Here is a 17,291-nt window from a genome sequence, read left to right on the forward strand (position 1 = left end):
CTCCCGCCACCGCATCGCCATCGCACGGCGCATGGTCAACCAGTATCCATGGCTCTATGAGCGCGCAGGACCCTTCGCCTGGCGCGAGCGCACCCCGGCCCGCGGCTGAGCGGCTACTTTTCTGATGCGGCTCGGCTTCTGAAATATAACCGATCCGAGCCAGGAAGAAATAACTCGAAAGAAGAAGACGATCCGGAATACCGATGATTCCGGCAGATAAAGGCGCCGCATCGTCAAAAAGACAACGGCGCCTTCATTTTACCTGCATCAACACAATACTTTCGTCTTGCCTGCCAACATTGGCAGTCTTCCGAAAGTCAGAGAAGAAGGTCATGGCACATGTCGTGACATTCTGTTACAATACCATTTAAATATTGCAATTCGTTGACGCTTCGACAGTGAACGCCGGCCCTGCCGGCGGCGCGTCGGCGCGCCCTGGCGTCGCGGCGTTGCACCGCCGGCAGGGCGGCGGCCGGAGACAGGCGAAGGCGGCACGGGAAGGGACAAGAGCATGGCAGTGGACAAGGCGGCCGCATCCCGGCCGCGTCGGTTCTGGAGTGTCGGCCGCAAGGTGACGGTGGCCTTCGTCGCGGCCATCGTCGGCGGTTTCATCGTCATCATGGGACTGCAGGCCAAGATGCAGTATGACGACGCGGTGCGGCTCGCCACGCACGACGCCCGCGTCAAGACCGACATGCTGGCGAACGCCACCAAGACCAGCTTCGTCGCCGGCGACGGCGCCTCCATCGAGACGGAGTTCATGCCGTTGGCCGACAGCAGCGAAGTGCAGCTCGCTTCGCTGCGCGCCGCCTCGTCATCAGCCACGCTGGCCGACTATTCCAACCCGCGCTTCGCCAAATACGACCTGACGGCCGACCGGGACCTGATCGAAGGGGTGCTGGCCGGCAAGGGGGCGCAGAGCCGCTCCGCCAACGGCCACATCGTGGTGACGGTGCCGGTGGTGACCGGCAAGAGCAACCGGCTGGTCGGCGCCCTGCAGATCGCCTGGAGCCTGGACCAGCAGGTCGAGGCCATCGCCACCCAGATGCGCAACCAGATCGCCATCTGCCTGATCGCGCTGGTGGTTCAGATCGCCCTGCTGAACGTCCTGCTCGGCCGCATCGTCATCCGCCCGCTGCGCGCCATGTCGGCGGCGATGGCGACTCTCGCCGCGGCGACACCGCCATCGAGGTGCCCGGCACCGGCCGCTCCGACGAGATCGGCGCCATGGCCGGCTCCGTCACCGTCTTCGCGACATGCCCGCGCCATCGAGCGCATGCACGCGGCGCAGGCCGAAGCCGATGCCAAGGCGGAACAGGCCAAGCGCGCTGCCCTGCTCGACCTTGCCGACCGCTTCCAGGGCACGGTGAAGCGGCTGGTCGAGGGCATCGCCGAGTCGGCCGCCGGCATGGCCGACAGCGCCGACCGCATGGCGATGGTGGTGGGCGAGGCGTCGAGCCAGACCCGCAACGTCGCCCGCGAATCGGACGAGATCCAGTCCAACGTCCGCTCCGCTGCCGCCGCAGCGACCGAGCTCGCCAGCTCCATCGGCGGCATCACCGATCAGGTCGGCCATTCCGCCCGCATCGCCGGCGAGGCGGTGTCGCACACCGACCGCACCAACGCCACCGTCCAGGGGCTGATCGCCAATGCCGAACGCATCGGTCAGGTGGTCGGGCTGATCCACGCCATCGCCAAGCAGACCAATCTGCTGGCGCTGAACGCCACCATCGAGGCGGCGCGGGCGGGCGAGGCCGGCAAGGGCTTCGCCGTGGTGGCGACCGAGGTGAAGGGGCTGGCCGACCAGACCGCCAAGGCCACCGACGAGATCGCCGCCCAGGTCACCGCCATGCAGTCGGTCACCCGCGAGGCCGCCGACGCCATCGGCACCATCGGCGCGACCATCACCGAGATCGACGGCATTTCCGGCACCATCACCCAGTCGGTGCAGGAACAGAACTCCGCCACCCAGGAGATCGCGCGGGCGGTGGAAATGGCGGCACTCGGCACCCAGGACGTGTCGGCCACCATCGCAGCACTGGCCCACACGGCGGAGAGCGCCGGCAGCACCGCCCTTGGTGTCCAGGACGCCGCCCGCGGCCTGTCCGGCCAGACCCGCGCCCTGGCGGCGGAGGTCGAACGCTTCCTGACGGAGGTACGCCAGCAGGCGACGGGGACTTGAAACGCCCTCTCCCGCCCTGGGGGAAGGAGGGAAGACCCGACGCCGTCGGGCGGGAAAGGACAGGATCGCTCCGAGCAACCCGCAACCACACCGATCCTCGGAGCGTCCCTCACCCTCCCGCCGTTTAACGGCGGGTCCCTCCCTCTCCCGGGGCGGGAGAGGGCGTACTTAAACCCTTAGAAGAACGCCTGCAGGCCCGTCTGCGCCCGGCCCAGGATCAGGGCGTGGACGTCGTGGGTGCCTTCGTAGGTGTTCACCGTCTCCAGGTTCACCATGTGGCGGATGACCTGGAATTCCTCGGAGATGCCGTTGCCGCCATGCATGTCGCGGGCGACGCGGGCGATGTCGAGCGCCTTGCCGCAATTGTTGCGCTTGATCAGCGAGATGGCTTCCGGCGACCAGCTGCCGTCGTCCATCATGCGGCCGACCCGCAGGCAGGCCTGCAGGCCCAGCGAGATCTCCGTCATCATGTCGGCCAGCTTCTTCTGCACCAGCTGGGTCTGGGCCAGCGGGCGGCCGAACTGCTTGCGGTCCAGCGTGTACTGGCGGGCGGCGTGCCAGCAGAATTCCGCTGCGCCCAGCACGCCCCAGGCGATGCCGTAGCGCGCCTTGTTCAGGCAGCCGAACGGACCGCCCAGACCCGTCACGTTGGGCAGCAGGTTCTCGTCGGGGACGAAGGCCTCGTCCAGCACGATCTCGCCGGTGATCGACGAGCGCAGCGACAGCTTGCCCTCGATCTTCGGGGTGGAGAAGCCCTTGGTGCCGCGCTCGACCACGAAGCCCTTGATCTTGTTGTCATGGGCGTCCGACTTCGCCCAGACGACGGCGAGGTCGGCGATGGGGGAGTTGGTGATCCACATCTTGGAGCCGGACAGCAGATAGCCGCCGTCGACCTTGGTGGCGCGGGTCTTCATGCCACCGGGGTCGGAGCCATGGTCCGGCTCGGTCAGGCCGAAGCAGCCGATCAGCTCGCCGGTGGCCAGACGCGGCAGCCACTTCTTCTTCTGCTCCTCGCTGCCATAGGAATAGATCGGGTGCATGACCAGCGAGGACTGCACCGACATGGCGGAGCGATAGCCGCTGTCGACCCGCTCGACCTCGCGGGCGACCAGACCGTAGGCGACGTGGCTGACGCCCGGCCCGCCATACTCCTCCGGAATCGTCGGACCCAGCAGACCCAGCTCGCCCATCTCGGTCATGATCTCGCGGTCGAACCGTTCCTCGCGGAAGGCGGAGATGACACGGGGCTGCAACCGGTCCTGGCAGTAGGCGCGGGCGCTGTCGCGCACCAGCTTCTCATCCTCGGTCAGCTGGGCTTCAAGGAGGAAGGCGTCGTCCCACTGGATGCTCTGCACGGTGCGTCTCCTGGTCGTGTCACATGGCGGTTCGGCCATCGATTGAGCGGCACTTTGCCGCGCCACCACCATATCTGCAAACACATATTTTCTATCATGCCCATACCGTTTCCATATGGCCCAAAAGAAACAGTCGCCATGTCGCACGGTTCCATAAAAGTTTTAACGTGAAGCTTACCATTTCCTATGCAATTTTGCCGAAGGCACCGTAGCCGCCCCCTACCCAACGGACACCCGCCCCGTGTTTGCTGCATTGCAACCAATAACCGCCTTCGCTGGCTTTCCCCTATTGCTGGGCCTTGCTTTGCTTACGCTTTTGCACGAAGACGTTGCAATTGCGGTTGGCGCGAGCCTCGTCAGCGTCGGCACCGTCAGCATCGGCGTGACTGCCATCACGTTGCTGTGTGGGATTGTTATCGGCGATTTGTTCATTTATGTCCTTGGACTATTGTCCCTGCGGATCAGTTGGATCCGGCGGCGGACCGAGGGACCTATGCTTGAACGCTGCCGCGGCGCCTTGCAGAGGAACCTGCTGCCGACGCTGGTGACTTGCCGTCTGGTGCCCGGTGTCTTGTTCCCCACCTATTTCGCCTGCGGCGTGATGCGGGTGCCGCTGCTGCGCTTCGTCGCCATCACGCTGGCGACCGCCGGCGTGCATGTCGGGCTACTGCTGACGCTGATGACCTCGTCGCTGGAGGCGGCGGCGCTGCAGGTCCAGGTGATCGGCATCGGCTGCGCCGCCATGCTGGTGCTCCTGCGCACCAAGCGCGCGCAGTCCATCGCCCGCGGGCTGATCGGCCGCATCCGGGCGCGGCTGGAGCCGCTGCTGCCCGGGGCCTTGCGCGATGCCCTGCACGGCAGCCCGACCCCGCGCGACATCGCCCTGCCCGGCCTGCCGCTGGTGCCGGCCGGTGCCCGCACCATCGGCTGGGCGGAGCGCATCCCGCCGCTGCTGTTCTACATCCCGCTGGTGGTGCAGTGGTTCGCGCTCGGTGCCCGTTACCGCAGCCTGTCCCTGCCGACCGCCGCCAACCCGTCGATCGAGGCGGGCGGCCTGCTCGGCGAATCGAAGATCGCCTGCATGGACCTGATCGGTCCGGAGGCGCGCCAATGGGCCGCGAGGTCCGTCGACCTGATCAACCGGCCGTCGCTGACCCCGGCGCTGCTGGACTCGCTGGCCTCGGGCGCCGGCCTGTCCTTCCCGCTGGTCGCCAAGCCCGACATCGGCTGGCGCGGCATCGGCGTGCGGCTGGTGCGCGACAGCACCGACCTCTGCGCCTATCTCCGCGGCTTCCCGGCCGATGTCCGGCTGATCCTGCAGGAGCATGTGCCCTATGCCGGGGAGGCCGGCATCTTCTACGTCCGCAAGCCCGGCGAACGGCACGGGCGCATCTTCTCGATGACCTTCCGCTATTACCCGCATGTGGTGGGCGATGGCCGCTCCACCCTGCGCCAGCTGATCGCCGCCGACCCGCGGGCCTCCTGGAAGGCCGACCTGCATCACGAGGCGCTGGCCGACCGGCTCGACGAGGTGCCGGAGTCCGGGCGCACGGTGCGGCTGTCGCTGGTCGGCAGCAGCCGGGTCGGCGGCCTCTACAAGGACGCCTGCGGCCATGTCACGGCGACGCTGACCGCGCGCTTCGACGAGATCGCCGACAGCATGCCGGGCTTCCATTTCGGCCGCTTCGACGTGCGTTTCGCCTCGGTGGAGCGGTTGGCGGTGGGCGAGGATTTCCGCATCATCGAGGTGAACGGCGCCGGGGCCGAGGCCATCCACATGTGGGATCCGGAGTTCAAGCTGGGCGACGCCTATGCCACCCTGTTCCACCAGCAGGCGTTGATGTTCGAGGTCGCCGATGCCTGCCGGGCGGCGGGGGCGCGGCCGCTGACCGCGCTGGAGCTGGTGCGCTATCAGCGCCGCCAGCAGACCTTGCTTCCGCTCTATCCCGCCTCCAACTGAAGCGCTGCGGCTTCGGCTGCGGACAATCGTTGGAGTAGAGATGCGCGGCAGCCTGACCCATCTGCGCAACCGCCCGTCGCTCAGCGGGGCCTTGGCGACCGCCCTGCTCGCCGGCGCCGGCGCCGCCGTCTGGCTGCGGCCGACCAGCGCGCTGCTGATCGGCTGGGACAGCGGGGCCGCCGCCTATGTCCTGCTGGCCAGCATCCTGATGAGCCGGGCCACGGTGGCATCGATGCGGCGCCGGGCGAGACTGCTCGACCCCGGCAAATGGGGGGTGCTGGCCGGGGCGGTGCTGGCCTCGCTCGCCGCCCTGGTCGCCATCGTGGCGGAGCTGGTGTCGGCCAAGGGCTCCCCGCACGAGGGCGCGGCGGCAATCCTGTCGGCGGTGACGGTCCTGCTGTCCTGGGGCTTCCTGCACGTCTTCTTCGCCCAGCATTACGCCCATGATTACTGGCTGGGCGGGCAGGCGGTGGAGGAACGCAGCCTGGACTTTCCCGGCAACGACGCGCCGGATTACCTGGAGTTCCTCTATTTCAGCTTCACCGTCGGCATGACCGCCCAGGTGTCGGACGTCACCACCCGCGGTGCCGGCATGCGCCGGCTGGTGCTGATGCACGGCGCGCTGTCCTTCCTGTTCAACACCGCGGTGCTGGCGCTGGGCGTCAATCTCGCCGCCGGGCTGGTCAGCTGAGGGCGGTTTTCAGAATGCCGTGATGCGGTTAGCGACGATGAAGATAGCGGCGGCAGTGAGCAAGGAGAGAACGACCCGTCCGAGCCTATCCTGCCGTCGATCCAGGCGTTTGTTGGCGAGCAGCCAAGCGCAGCCGTGCCCGACAACGCATCGGACCTTGCCGAGCCCGGAGCCGCAGGGCTCGCCGATCTTGCGGATGTACGGTTGAACCCCGTCACGTAAACAGAGCCAACGGTCATCGGCACTGTCGTAGCCTGCGTCGGCATAGAGCCTGCCGATGGCGGCGCAGACGACCTGGGCCAAGCGCAGCAAGTCGGGGAAGAGCATGGTGTCATGGACATTGGCGGCAGACGGCATGACCGCCAGCGGCAGGCCGTCAGTCGAGACGACGACGTGATGCTTGGTGCCGGGTTTGCCTCGGTCGGTGGGGTTCGGCCCGGTTAAGTCACCACCGTACCTACCCCGTACTGAGCAACTGTCGACCACGACGTCCCAAGCGGCGGCGCAGGGTTGAGCCTGAGGCGCGCCCGTCCGCCACCCGAAGCTTGCGCCGCTGGACGCCCTCACGCAGGAAGAAGCGAAGCGTCTCGATGATCTCCACAGCGGGCATCGGCGGGCGCCCGGAGCCGACAGGCCGAGCCTCACTAGGGCCGATGATCCCCGCCACCACTTCCGCAACTGTCGGTCCCATGCCCGCCTCTCTCCGCCAAAGGCACAGGAAACCGACAGTAGATCAGCCGGTTTCCAGAGGGGGACATCGGATGAGGGTTCTGGAAACCGCCTCTAACAGGGTGCGGAAAAAGGCTTTTGCGTCGCGAGAGAGGGGGCTTTTCGGCAAGATTAGGAATGACCTTGCAAGATACTGGTGGTATCTTGCAAGGTCCTGACACGAGATTGCCGGAAAGAACCCGACCGCAGCAGCAAAATGGCTTTTTCCGCACCCTGCTAAGGCGAGACCGGCGCAGAGCCTTCGTCGCGGATCGTTTTGCCTTTGACGGCCAATCGCCCACGAAGTTGGTCGATGGCACGTTGGAACACTGCCGGGTCATCCAGTGCCCGAGAGAGAACGATCGCCCCCTGGATGGCGAGAACGGCGTCTTCGGAGAGGAGGCGCGCCTGTTCGGCCTCGCGGCCCTGCCGAACGAGCGCCGACTGCAGCGCGTCTACCCAGGCTACGAAGTACCCCCGGATCGCTTGCGCGAAAAGGTCACGTGTGTTGGCGACAGCCAGAGCACCAACAAGACAGACGCGCCTGCCCGACCTGAAATATTTCGTAGTTTCATCGAGCATCGCAGCGATGGCTGCATCGGCATCGGTCCCGTCTCGCAGAGGGGAATAGACGGAATCCTCAAACCATTGCTCAATTTCGGCAAGCACAGCCTGCACCATCTCCTCCTTCCCATTCGGGAAGAAGTGGTACAAGCTGCCCTTGCCAAGGCCGGTGGCCTTGCCGATCAAGGCAAGGCTTGCACCTTCGTATCCATGTTCGCGAAATACTTCGGCCAAGGAGGCGATGGCGTCGGATCTTTCAGCGACCATGCGGGCCATGATTTACAGACCCAGATCGCTGAGGCCGGGATGATCATCCGGACGGCGGCCGAGCGGCCAATGGAACAAGCGATCGCCTTCAGCAATTGGCATCTCGTTGATGCATGCATGACGGTGTGCCATCAGACCGTCCTCTGCGAATTCCCAGTTCTCGTTACCATACGCGCGGAACCACTGCCCATTGTCGTCACGATATTCGTAAGCATACCGTACAGCGATTCGGTTTCCGGTGAAAGCCCAGAGCTCCTTGATGAGGCGGTATTCGTGCTCTCTATTCCACTTGCGCGTCAGGAATGCCTGAGCTTCTTCGCGGTTGGTCGCGAATTCGACGCGGTTCCGCCAGCGGGTATCGACCGTGTAAGCCAGGGCGACCTTGGCGGCGTCGCGGCTGTTCCAGCCGTCTTCGGCCAGACGGACCTTCTCGATGGCAGTTTCGCGGGTGAACGGGGGAAGAGGAGGACGTGACATGTTGATTCTCCTTTGCAAATCTCTGATTTGTACCGATTGGTAATGTCTTTACTGATCGGTACAGTAGCCCCGGCGATTTTGAGCGTCAACGTGTTTCTTGCGGTGTCGCGAAACATTTTTTAAAAGCGATTCTCCTGGCCCGAACCGCGGGCTCCGATCTTTGAAACAGCCAGAAATGGCACCGCCGGCCGAGGCTATCGCCCGGTACGTGCCAGATCCTGTCGCCAAAGCTGCGTAGCCAGACCATGACGGAAGCGATCTCGACGAAAGCACGGTAGTAGGCGTCGAGCATGTCGTAGCGGGTCGCCACGCGACGGAATTGCTTCAATTTTCCGACCAACCGCTCGACAAGGTTAGGCCGCCGATAGGCCATGTGGTCGAAGTCTGGATTTACCGGCTGGTCGGCTCGACTGGGAATGATCGGCACGAAGCGAAGCGCTTCGATGATCTCCGCAGTGGGCATCGGCGGACGTCCAGGACCGCAAGACCGATCGTCGATCCGGTCGATGATCCTCGCCACCAGGTCCGCAACTGTGGGTCCCATACCCGCCTCCCTGTGCCAAAGGCACAGAAAACCGACGGCAGATCATCGGGTTTCCGGAGGGGGTATCGGATGAGGGGTCTGGAAACCACCTTTTAGAGTCCGCCCGCTGCTTCAACAAGCACCGGCCGGATTCTCAGCTTTTGGCCTTCCGTGTGAGTCAGGTNTCAANNGATANNGCNNGAANCCTGACTCACACTCCAGCCGTCTGGCGTCCCGGCCATTGCCGCCACAGCTTGACGAGGCAGACGGCCAGCGGCACCGCCAGCGTGGCCCAGCACAGCCAGTCCCAAACGCCATCGCCCAGGATGGCGGCGGCCAGCCCGAAGACGGACAGCCCGGCCAGCGCCGCCGGAATGCGCCAGACGCCGCTCATGCCCCCGGTCATGCCCCCGGTCATGCCTTGCTCCCCAGCTTGGCGCCGGACGCGCCCCTGTTGGCGGAGGCCGACCGCGCCCGCGGCCGCTTCAGCCAGACGACGAAACCGCTCACCGTCACCACGCCGGTGACGATGGTGAACAGCGCCCAGAGGATCTGCAGCGGCAGCCCGCCGTAATCGCCGAAATGGAACGGGCCCGACAGCATCAGCACCGTCATGTACCAGGGCGTGCCGGCCGCCTCCGCCACCACGCCGGTCTCGGCATCGACCAGCGCGACGCTGAGCAGCCGCTGGGTCAGTTCGGTGTGGCCGCGCACGATCACGCTGAAATGGCGGCTGCCGGCATATTCGTTGCCGGGATAGGCGATGAAGGCCAGTTCCTTGCCGGGAAAGGCGGCCAGCCCGGACGCGGCCACCCGGTCGATCGACACCGCCGGACCGGTCATCGGCTCGGGATGGCGGGCGGTCATCGCCGCCAGCTCGGTCTTCTGCCAATAGCCGGTGATCAGCGGCGAGAAGGACAGGATGGCGCCGGTCAGCCCGACGACGAAGGCCCAGACCAGCGTCGCCACGCCGAACAGATTGTGCAGGTCGATGGAGCCGATGCGGGTTCCCCGCCCGAAGCGCAGGATGCCGAAGGCCAGCTTCTTCATGAAGGGGCCGTAGACGACCAGCCCGCTGACCGTGCTGACCACGAACAGCAGCCCCATCATCCCGACGAACATCTGGCCGGCGAAGCCGGTGAACAGGTCGACATGCAGCTTCAACAGGAAGCCGACCAGCGTCTCCTCCGGCTGTTTCAGCATCTGGTTGGCGCCGGTGAAGCCGTTCAGCACCACCCAGCGCCCCAGGTCGAAGCCGCGCTCCTCCGGCTTGGCCAGATAGATGTAGTTGACCGCCTTGTCCTCCGGATCGAAGGACAGCAGCTTCGGCACCAGGGCGGGATCGGCCTTCTGTGCGATGTCGACCAGCGACTGGAGCGGCAGGCGGGCCTGCCCCTCCGTGTAGCTGCTGTCGAGATCCTCCCCCATCAGATGCTCGATCTCGTGGTGGAACACCAGGATCAGCCCGGTCACGCAGAGGATCAGCAGGTTCGCCGAACAGATCAGGCTGGTCCAGCGGTGGACGAGGCGCCAGCCCCGCAGGCTCGCAGGCGTCATGACGGCTTCCTTCGTCAAGGGGGGAGGAGGGACGGCACGGACGCTTACCAGCGGTAACGCAGGCCGGCGGTCACCGTCCGCCGATAGCCGTAGGCGCACCAGTCGCCGTAATAGCAGGAGGCGACATACTCCTTGTCGAACAGGTTCTTGCCGTTGACGGTGACCTCCGCCCCCTGGAGCTTGGAGGACAAGGCGCCCAGATCGTAGGACACCGTGGCGTCGACCAGGGTGAAGGACGGCACCTTGAAGCTGTTGGCGGTGTTCATGGTGCTGCCGGTGTAGCGGACGCCGGCGCCGACGCCGAGGCCGGTCAGCGGCGTGCCTTCCGGCATGTGGTACATCGCCCAGGCCGACGCCTGATGGCGCGGCACCGCGGCGAGGCGCTTGCCCTCCAGCCCGTCATTGTCCTTGGTGTATTTGGTGTCGAGGTAGGTGTAGGCGCCGATCAGCTCCAGCTCCTTGGTGACGCCGACCTTGGCCTCCAGCTCGACGCCGCGCGACCGCGCTTCGCCGCTCTGGATGGAGAAACCGGGATGGGCGGGGTCGCTGGTCACAAGGTTGCTGCGCGTCAGGTCGAAGGCCGACACGGTGAACAGGCTGTTCAGGCCGGGCGGCTGGTACTTCACGCCGACCTCGTACTGGGTCCCCTCCTCCGGCTTGAAGGGCGTGCCGGCGAAATCGACGCCGCTGCTCGGCGTGAAGGATTCGGCATAGCTGACATAGGGGGCGATGCCGTTCTCGAAGACATAGGTCAGCCCGGCGCGGCCGGTCCAGGCCTGATCGGACTGGGTGCTGCTGCCATAGGCGGTGGTCGAGGTGGTCTTCGCCCAGTCGCGGCGCCCGGCGACCGTCAGGATGAAACCGCCCAGCTTCATCTGGTCCTGCAGATAGACACCGGTCTGGCGCCCGTCGATGTCGGTGCGGTAGACCGCCGGCGGGGTGACGGCGATGCCGTAGACCGGATTGAACACGTCCAGCGACGGCGCCATCCCGAAGCCGGCGGTGTAATGGCCGTCCAGCCGCTGGTGGTCGACGCCGGCCAGCAGGGTGTGGCCGACCGGACCGGTGGCGAAGCGCCCCTCGATCTGGTTGTCGAAGGCGTAGGCGTTCATCTCCTCCCGCGAGGTGGCGACGCCGCGGAAGAGGCTGCGGTTGTCGGTGTCCAGCCCGTTGGCGTACAGGCTGTCGTAGGCGACCTTGGCATTCAGCCAGCGCCCGTTCAGCCGCACGGTCCAGACGTCGCTCAGCTTCTTGTCGAAGGCATAGCCGACCGAAGCCTGCCGACGGTCGAACTTCTCGTAATTCGGGTCGCCGTCATAGAAATCGGTCGGGATCCTGCCCAGCGGGTTCGGCAGCACCGTGCCCTGCGGCGGGATGCCGCCATAGGAATTGCCCTTCGGGTCATGCTGGTAGAAGCCCAGCAGGGTCAGGCTGGTCTCGGCGTCCGGCCGCCAGGTGAAGGAGGGAGCGACGGCGATGCGCTCATTCTCCGTCATCCGGATCTGGCCGTCCTCGCTGAGGCCGACGGCGGTCAGCCGGTAGAGGAACTTGCCGTCCTTGTCGATGGGACCGGAGAAGTCGGCGGTGCCGCGCCAATGGTTGTCGGTGCCGTATTCGATCCCGACCTCGTTCAGCGCGCTGGCGGTCGGACGCTTGGAGACCTGATTGATCAGGCCGCCGGCCGGCGCCTGTCCGTACAGAACGGAGGTCGGGCCCTTCAGCACCTCCGCCCGCTCCAGCAGATAGGGATCGATCTGCGAGGCGGTGTAATAGAGCGACTGGAGCTTCAGCCCGTTCAGATAGGTGTCGGCATCGAAGCCGCGGATCTTCAGCTGGTCGTAACGGGTCGCCACCGCGCCGCGGGTTTCCGCCGTCACACCGGAGGTGTAGCGCACCACCTGATTCAGCGTCTGGGCGTTCTGGTCGCGGATCTGGTCGGCCGGAATGACCGAAATCGACTGCGGCGTCTCGATCAGCGGCGTGTCGGTCTTGGTACCGGTCGCCTGCTGGCTGGCGACATAGCCGGTCACCGGCGTCAGCGCCGTTTCCCCCTGCCCGGTCACCGTCACCGCCGGCATCTGCATCGCGGCTCCACTGCCCGCGCCGCCGGTGCTTTGTGCCCCCGCGGCCGCCGGCACCATCAGGCCACCCAGCACCATGGCGCCGAACGCCGCCCCCCGCGACATCCGGCCACCGTCCACTCGTCTCTTCACCTGATTGCCCCCAAGAACGAATAAGAATCATTCGCATTCTCAGGCCGTCATAGTGCAAATGATTATTATCTTCAATACCTATTCGAGTATGCAAACCGATAATCGCTTTCACCGATCTCTCGGGAGGGGAGGCGGGCTGCGGGCCGGAAAAATATTTGCCGCCCCCCGACGAATCCGCCCCGCCGCCCCGTATCAGGGACGGACAGAAAGACCGGGGTGGCGACAGCGCCGCCCGGTCGAGCGTCGGGCAAGCGTCGGAACAGGTCATGACGATTCGTTGGAAGCCGGTGGTCACCGGCGTTGTTCTTGCCGGTCTGGTCGGCGGCGTCGGCTATGCGGTCCAGCAGAAGCTGGCGACCCCGGCGGCGACCCAATCGGGCCAGCCTCCCGGCCCTCCCGGCCCTCCTCACGGCGGCCCCGGCGGCGCGCGCAGCAGCGTGGTGGCGGTACAGGCCGGCACGGTGGCGCGCGAGGACGTGCCGATCTGGTTCGACGGCATCGGCACGGTCCAGGCCTTCAACACGGTCACCGTGCGCGCCCGCGTCGATGGCGAACTCCAGCGCGTCTCGCTTCAGGAAGGGCAACTGGTCAAGGCCGGCGACCTGCTGGCGACCATCGATTCCCGCCCGCTGCAGGCCCAGCTGGCCCAGGCGGTCGCCAAGAAGGCGCAGGACGAGGCGCAGCTCGCCAACGCGCGGCGCGATCTCGACCGCAACATGGGCCTGAAGGAATTCGCCTCCCGCCAGACGGTGGACACCCAACGCGCCCTGGTCGCCCAGTACGAGGCGCAGATCCGCGCAGACGAGGCGGCGATCGACGCGGTGCAGGTTCAGCTGAACTACACCACCGTCACCGCCCCGCTCAGCGGCCGCATCGGCCTGCGCAACGTCGATCAGGGCAATGTGGTGCATGCCAGCGACCAGACCGGCATCGTCACCATCACCCAGATCCAGCCCATCGCCGTCCTCTTCACCCTGCCGGAAAAGCAACTGCAGGCGGTGCTGGCCGCCCAGGCGCAGGGACCGGTGACGGTGGAGGCGCAGGACCGCGAAGGCCGCCGCGTGCTCGACACCGGCAAGCTGTCGGTGGTGGACAATCTGATCGACACCGGCACCGGCACCATCCGCCTCAAGGCCGAGATGCCCAACGACCCGCAGAAGCTGTGGCCCGGCCAGTTCGTCAATGTCCGCCTGCTGTCCACCATCCGCCGCGGCGCCACCACGGTGCCCGCCACCGTGGTGCAGCGCGGACCGCAGGGCACCTACGCCTACGTCATCAAGGACGACCTGACGGTGGAGCAGCGCCCGATCAAGGTCGCCCGCCAGGAGGAGACCAAGGCCATCATCGACGAGGGCCTGACCCCCGGCGAGCGGGTGGTGGTGGACGGCCAGTACCGCCTGCAACCCGGCTCGAAGATCCGCATCGTCGAGCCCGTCGCCTCGGCAGCCCCAGCCGGCACCGCTCCCGCCGCCCCCACCGTTCCCACCGCGTCAGAGGCCGCAACCGCCGACCGGCCGCAGGGCCAGCCACGCGACCCGGCCACCCGCGAGGAACGGCGGCGCGAACGGCAGCAGCAGCGCGAGAATACCGGAAGCGGCAACGCTCCCGCCCCCGGCACTGCCCCGCGTGAGGGACGGCAGCCCTCATGAACATCTCCGCCCCCTTCATCCTGCGGCCGGTCGCCACCGGCCTCTTGATGCTGGCGGTGGTGCTGCTGGGCCTGCTGGGCTACAGCGCGCTGCCGATCTCCTCGTTGCCCACCGTCGATTTCCCGACGGTGCGCGTCACCACCCAACTGCCGGGCGCCGCCCCCGACGTGATGGCCTCCTCGGTCACCGCGCCCTTGGAACGCCAGCTCGGCCAGATCGCCGGCATCTCGTCGATGGTGTCGACCAGCTCCTTCGGGCTGTCGGTCATCACCCTGCAATTCGACCTGACCCGCGACATCGACGCGGCGTCGCAGGACGTGCAGTCGGCGATCAGCGCCGCATCGGGCACGCTGCCCAAGGGGCTGCCCAATCCGCCGGTCTACGACAAGGTCAACCCGGCCGACACGCCGGTGATGGTGCTGGCGCTGAGTTCCGACTCCTTGCGCCTCGAAACCGTCAGCGACGCCGCAGACACGCTGCTGGCGCAGAAGCTGTCCCAGGTGGATGGCGTCGGCTATGTCGGGATCGAAGGGGGCCTGCGCCCCGCCGTCCGCGTGCAGGTCAACCCGGCCGCCGTCGCCGGCCTCGGCCTGACCTTGGAGGATGTGCGCACCACCATCACCCAGGCCAACGTCAACGCGCCGAAGGGCAGCTTCGACGGGCCGCGCCAATCCTGGTCGATCGGCGTCAACGACCAGATCGAGAATGCCGCCGCCTACCGCCCGATCATCGTCGCCTACAAGAACGGCGGCCCGGTACGGCTGACCGACATCGGCACCGTGGTCGATTCGGTGGAGAACACCCGGCTGGCGGCGTGGCATGACGGCAAGCCGGCGGTGCTGCTGAACGTGCTGCGCCAGCCCGGCGCCAACATCATCGACACGGTGGACCGCATCCACAAGCTGCTGCCCTCGCTCCAGGCCAGCCTGCCGCCGCAGATCCACATGGCGGTGCTGACCGACCGGACGGAGACCATCCGCGCCTCGGTGGTCGATGTGCAGAAGACGCTGGTGCTGACCGCCGGGCTGGTGGTGCTGGTGATCTTCCTGTTCCTGCGCAAGGCCTGGGCGACGGTGATCCCGGCGGCGGCGCTGCCGCTGTCGCTGATCGGCACTTTCGGCATCATGGCGCTGTGCGGCTTCAGCCTCGACAATCTGTCGCTGATGGCGCTGACCATCGCGTCGGGCTTCGTCGTCGACGACGCCATCGTGATGATCGAGAACATCGTCCGCTACATCGAGGAGGGCGAGACGCCGTTGCAGGCGGCGCTGAAGGGCGCGCGCCAGATCGGCTTCACCGTGGTGTCGCTGACCCTGTCGCTGATCGCGGTGTTCATCCCGCTCTTGTTCATGGGCGGGGTGGTCGGCCGGCTGTTCCGCGAATTCGCCATCACGCTGTCCATCGCCGTGCTGGTGTCGGCGGCGATCTCGCTGACGCTGACGCCGATGATGTGCGCCCGCCTGCTCAAGCCCGAGACGGAGACCAAGCCCAACGGCCTGTTCCGCTGGACCGAGCGCGGCTTCGACGCCCTGCTGGACGGCTATGCCGCCTCGCTGCGCTTCGTGCTGCGCCACCAGCCGGCGACCCTGCTGGTCACCATCGCCACGCTGGCCGCCACCCTCTACCTCTACGACGTGGTGCCGAAGGGCTTCCTGCCGCAGCAGGACACCGGCGTCATCATCGGCGTGACCGATGCCGCCCCCTCGATCTCGGTCAAGGCGATGGCGGAGCGCCAGCGCGAGGTCGCCGACATCGTGCGGCGCGACCCCGACGTCGCCGGGGTGGCGAGCTTCGTCGGCACCGGCACGGTGAACGCCACCACCAACACCGGCAATTTGACCATCGCGCTGAAGCCGCGTGACCAGCGGACCTCCTCGGCGGAGGAGATCATCGCCCGCTTGCGCGCCCAAACCTCCGACCTGAAGGGCGTGTCGCTGTTCATGCAGGCGGTGCAGGACGTGCAGATCGACAGCCGCGTCAGCCGCACCCAGTACCAGTATGTCCTGCAGGACGCCGACCCGCGCGAGCTGGAGAACTGGACCCCGCGCCTGCTGGACGCGCTGCGCGCAAGGCCCGAACTGACCGACGTGGCGACCGACCAGCAGCCCGACGGCTTGCAGGTCTATCTCACCATCGACCGCGACGCGGCGAGCCGCCTGCATGTGCTGCCGCAGGCCATCGACGACACGCTGTACGACGCCTTCGGCCAGCGGCAGGTCTCGACCATCTACACCCAGACCAACCAGTACCGCGTGATCCTGGAGGTCGAGCCGTCCTTCCAGATGGATCCGGTGTCGCTGTCGAAGATCTATGTGAAGGCCAGCGGCGGCACCGTCGTTCCCTTGAACGCCATCGTGTCGGTGCAGCGCAAGACAGCACCCCTGGTCATCACCCACCAGGGCCAGTTCCCCTCCGTCACCCTGTCCTTCAACGTGGCGCACGGCGTCTCGCTGGGGGCGGCGGTGGCGGCGATCCAGCAGGCGCGCGACGGCATCGGCATGCCCGACACCGCCACCGCCCGCTTCGCCGGCACCGCCGCCGAGTTCCGCGCCTCGCTCGACACCCAGCCCTGGCTGATCCTGGCGGCGGTGGTCGCCGTCTACATCGTGCTGGGCGTGCTGTACGAGAGCACGATCCACCCGATCACCATCCTGTCGACCCTGCCATCCGCCGGCATCGGCGCGCTGCTGGCGCTGATGGCGACCGGCCATGACCTGTCGCTGATCGCGCTGGTCGGCATCGTGCTGCTGATCGGCATCGTCAAGAAGAACGCCATCATGATGATCGACTTCGCCCTGGAGGCGGAGCGTCACCAGGGCATGGCGCCGGAACGCTCGATCTACGAGGCGTCGCTGCTGCGCTTCCGCCCGATCATGATGACCACCATGGCGGCCCTGCTCGGCGCCCTGCCGCTGGCGCTGGAGAACGGCACCGGGTCGGAACTGCGCAAGCCGATGGGCATCGCCATCGTCGGAGGCCTGCTGCTCAGCCAGGTGCTGACGCTCTACACCACGCCGGTGGTCTATCTCTACATGGACCGTCTCGGCAACCGGCTGGGCCGCTGGCTGCGGCCGTGGCGGCGGAAGGACGCGGCGGAGCCGGCGGGCAACGACGCCTCCGCCGGCCGGGCGGCGGCGGAGTAGCC

The 17,291-nt window shown here is 66.8% G+C and carries 14 protein-coding genes; 6 read left to right on the plus strand and 8 right to left on the minus strand.

Annotated elements, in window-relative coordinates; all coding sequences use genetic code 11:
- Positions 1–19 precede the first annotated feature (19 nt).
- Entirely contained in the window at positions 20–109 is a 90-nt protein-coding gene (locus I71_RS41145; protein ID WP_375731230.1) for a DUF6867 family protein, read from the plus strand.
- Positions 110–511: 402 nt separating this feature from the next.
- Positions 512–2,182 (plus strand): methyl-accepting chemotaxis protein, encoded by a 1,671-nt coding sequence (locus I71_RS29395; protein ID WP_244434129.1) that lies wholly within the window; start codon positions 512–514, stop codon positions 2,180–2,182.
- Between the two features lie 176 nt (positions 2,183–2,358).
- On the opposite strand, the gene I71_RS29400 is transcribed toward I71_RS29395, so the two are convergent.
- Positions 2,359–3,537 carry an acyl-CoA dehydrogenase gene (locus I71_RS29400; protein ID WP_042702754.1) on the minus strand — a complete coding sequence of 393 codons (1,179 nt, stop codon included), beginning with the start codon at positions 3,535–3,537 and terminating at the stop codon, positions 2,359–2,361.
- 241 nt (positions 3,538–3,778) lie between these two features.
- Between I71_RS29400 and I71_RS35340 the strand changes: the two genes are divergently transcribed.
- Complete coding sequence (locus tag I71_RS35340) at positions 3,779–5,497, plus strand: DedA family protein (protein ID WP_049976397.1); 1,719 nt, start codon at positions 3,779–3,781, stop codon at positions 5,495–5,497.
- Between the two features lie 40 nt (positions 5,498–5,537).
- On the plus strand, positions 5,538–6,188 hold the full coding sequence (locus tag I71_RS29410) for a DUF1345 domain-containing protein (protein WP_042702756.1): 651 nt from the start codon (positions 5,538–5,540) through the stop codon (positions 6,186–6,188).
- Positions 6,189–6,197: 9 nt separating this feature from the next.
- Here the strand turns inward: I71_RS29410 and I71_RS29415 are convergent, their stop codons facing one another.
- The 7 genes from I71_RS29415 to I71_RS29445 form a co-directional block, all read right to left on the minus strand.
- Entirely contained in the window at positions 6,198–6,674 is a 477-nt protein-coding gene (locus I71_RS29415; protein WP_159107450.1) for a transposase, read from the minus strand.
- A gap of 459 nt (positions 6,675–7,133) precedes the next feature.
- On the minus strand, positions 7,134–7,736 hold the full coding sequence (locus I71_RS29420) for a TetR/AcrR family transcriptional regulator (RefSeq protein ID WP_042702758.1): 603 nt from the start codon (positions 7,734–7,736) through the stop codon (positions 7,134–7,136).
- 3 nt (positions 7,737–7,739) lie between these two features.
- Positions 7,740–8,204 (minus strand): DUF1348 family protein, encoded by a 465-nt coding sequence (locus tag I71_RS29425; RefSeq protein WP_042702761.1) that lies wholly within the window; start codon positions 8,202–8,204, stop codon positions 7,740–7,742.
- Between the two features lie 85 nt (positions 8,205–8,289).
- Positions 8,290–8,724: a transposase gene (locus tag I71_RS41150; protein WP_211098454.1), complete on the minus strand. Its 435-nt coding sequence runs from the start codon at positions 8,722–8,724 to the stop codon at positions 8,290–8,292.
- Positions 8,725–8,938: 214 nt separating this feature from the next.
- Positions 8,939–9,145, minus strand: a complete 207-nt coding sequence (locus tag I71_RS29435; RefSeq protein WP_244434131.1) for a hypothetical protein — start codon at positions 9,143–9,145, stop codon at positions 8,939–8,941.
- Complete coding sequence (locus tag I71_RS29440) at positions 9,142–10,284, minus strand: PepSY domain-containing protein (RefSeq protein ID WP_042702763.1); 1,143 nt, start codon at positions 10,282–10,284, stop codon at positions 9,142–9,144. Before I71_RS29440 ends, I71_RS29435 begins: the two co-directional genes overlap by 4 nt.
- A 44-nt stretch (positions 10,285–10,328) precedes the next feature.
- On the minus strand, positions 10,329–12,497 hold the full coding sequence (locus I71_RS29445; RefSeq protein WP_244434132.1) for a TonB-dependent siderophore receptor: 2,169 nt from the start codon (positions 12,495–12,497) through the stop codon (positions 10,329–10,331).
- 266 nt (positions 12,498–12,763) lie between these two features.
- Between I71_RS29445 and I71_RS29450 the strand changes: the two genes are divergently transcribed.
- Complete coding sequence (locus I71_RS29450; RefSeq protein WP_042702767.1) at positions 12,764–14,146, plus strand: efflux RND transporter periplasmic adaptor subunit; 1,383 nt, start codon at positions 12,764–12,766, stop codon at positions 14,144–14,146.
- Positions 14,143–17,289, plus strand: coding sequence for a multidrug efflux RND transporter permease subunit (locus tag I71_RS29455; protein ID WP_042702770.1), 3,147 nt, complete (start codon positions 14,143–14,145; stop codon positions 17,287–17,289). The genes I71_RS29450 and I71_RS29455 overlap by 4 nt, the downstream gene beginning before the upstream one ends.
- The last annotated feature ends 2 nt before the right edge of the window (positions 17,290–17,291 follow it).

Source organism: Azospirillum sp. B506, assembly GCF_000333595.1.
Taxonomy (GTDB): Bacteria; Pseudomonadota; Alphaproteobacteria; order Azospirillales; family Azospirillaceae; genus Azospirillum.

What these genes read in the sequence shown, in the direction of transcription:
- I71_RS29435 (WP_244434131.1), bottom strand. Translation starts at nt 9,145, where the DNA reads ATGACCGGGGGCATGACCGGGGGCATGAGCGGCGTCTGGCGCATTCCG.
- I71_RS29395 (WP_244434129.1), top strand. Translation starts at nt 512, where the DNA reads ATGGCAGTGGACAAGGCGGCCGCATCCCGGCCGCGTCGGTTCTGGAGT.
- I71_RS29440 (WP_042702763.1), bottom strand. Translation starts at nt 10,284, where the DNA reads ATGACGCCTGCGAGCCTGCGGGGCTGGCGCCTCGTCCACCGCTGGACC.
- I71_RS29425 (WP_042702761.1), bottom strand. Translation starts at nt 8,204, where the DNA reads ATGTCACGTCCTCCTCTTCCCCCGTTCACCCGCGAAACTGCCATCGAG.
- I71_RS29410 (WP_042702756.1), top strand. Translation starts at nt 5,538, where the DNA reads ATGCGCGGCAGCCTGACCCATCTGCGCAACCGCCCGTCGCTCAGCGGG.
- I71_RS29450 (WP_042702767.1), top strand. Translation starts at nt 12,764, where the DNA reads ATGACGATTCGTTGGAAGCCGGTGGTCACCGGCGTTGTTCTTGCCGGT.
- I71_RS29455 (WP_042702770.1), top strand. Translation starts at nt 14,143, where the DNA reads ATGAACATCTCCGCCCCCTTCATCCTGCGGCCGGTCGCCACCGGCCTC.
- I71_RS29420 (WP_042702758.1), bottom strand. Translation starts at nt 7,736, where the DNA reads ATGGCCCGCATGGTCGCTGAAAGATCCGACGCCATCGCCTCCTTGGCC.